Origin of the sequence: Streptomyces sp. JJ66 (assembly GCF_019303495.1) — a bacterium.
Taxonomy (GTDB): domain Bacteria; phylum Actinomycetota; class Actinomycetes; order Streptomycetales; family Streptomycetaceae; genus Streptomyces.
On record NZ_JAEVFI010000054.1, the window covers coordinates 1 to 1,511 of the forward strand.

At 69.2% G+C, this 1,511-nt stretch carries 1 protein-coding gene; it reads left to right on the forward strand.

The genetic code is table 11. From position 1 onward, the window contains the following. Nucleotides 1–99: 99 nt before the first annotated feature. Nucleotides 100–1,491: an IS66 family transposase gene (locus JJV70_RS22210; RefSeq protein WP_219049826.1), complete on the forward strand. Its 1,392-nt coding sequence runs from the start codon at nt 100–102 to the stop codon at nt 1,489–1,491. Nucleotides 1,492–1,511: the final 20 nt, after the last annotated feature.

A 1,511-nucleotide genomic window follows, 5' to 3' on the forward strand; every position in this document is an offset into this window, starting at 1 on the left:
GTGACTACTCAGCGGGTCGTGTGACCTGTCGCTGATCGGATCGTTGGTCTGTTTGTGGGCCTGTCGAAGCGTCGTCCGTCGTACGACGATCTTGTGCGCGTGATCGCGGATCAGGCCCGGACGATCGAGGGGCTGGAAGCCCGGATCGTGGAACAGGACGCAGAGATCGCCGAGTTGAAGCGGCGTCTGGCGATGGACTCGACGAACTCCTCGAAGCCGCCCGGCTCGGACTCGCCGTTCCGTAAGCCGCCGCCGCGCTCACAGCGCCGTGCCTCGGGCCGCAAGCCCGGTGCTCAGCCGGGACATGAGGGCACCAACCTTCAGCGGGTCGCCGACCCGGACGAGATCGTCGAGCACCGGCCGGCCACCTGCGAGGGCTGCGGAATCACTCTCGCCCCGGATGCTGCGGCCTCGGGTTTCGGCTGGGGGCAGGTCTTCGACCTGCCCCAACCCCGCCTGCTGGTCACCGAGCACCGGATGCTGAAGGTGCCCTGCGCCTGCGGTGCGGTGACCCAGGCGCCTGCTCCCGAGGGTGTCAGTGCGCCGGCCCAGTACGGACCCGGCATCACCGCACTGGCCGTCTATGCCCAGGTCCAGCAGCATCTCCCCTCCGCCCGCACCATCACCCTGGCCGCTGACGCGTTCGCCGCCACCTTGTCCGAGGGCTTCGTGAACGCCGCCGTCGAACGCGCCGCGATCCGGCTGGCCCCGTTCGCCCAACGGATCACCGCCCTGCTCCAGCAGGCCCCCATCGCCCACTTCGACGAGTCCGGCATCCGCGTCGCCACCTCGCTGCACTGGGTACACGTCGCCTGCACCACCGCCCTGACCTGGTACACCGCCCATCCCAAGCGCGGGAAGCAGGCGATGGACGCGGCCGGGGTCCTGCCCCATTTCACCGGCACCGCCGTCACCGACGCCTTCACCTCATACCAGACCTACGATGCGCTGACGCCGGCACTCTGCAACGCCCACCTGCTACGCGACCTCGACGGCGTCCACGCCGCCGACCCGGCAGGCCAGGTCTGGGCGAAGGCCGCCGCCGACGCACTCACCGACGCTCTCGCCGCCTGCCACCAGGCCCGCGACAACGGCCAACCCGCCCTGCCCGCCGAGGTGACCGCCACCTTCGAGAAACGGTTCGACCAGGCCGTGAAGGCCGGACGGTCCGCCAACCCCGACCCGCCACCCGGCCAGAAGAAACCCTTCGCCCGCCAGCTCGCCGACCGCATGACCCGAAGACGCGACGACTTCCTGCGCTTCCTGCACGACCTGACGGTGCCCTTCACCAACAACCAGGCCGAGCAGGACATCCGCATGATCAAAATCCAGGCCAAGACCTCCGGCGGCTGGCGCACCCTCACCGGCGCCAACCGATGGCTCCTCCTACGCTCCTACCTCTCCACCGCCCGCAAACACGACCTCAACCCCCTGACCACCCTCCGCGACCTCTTCAACGGAAACCCCTGGCTGCCACCCGCTCACACGTAATCAACCACCTGAGCAGTCAC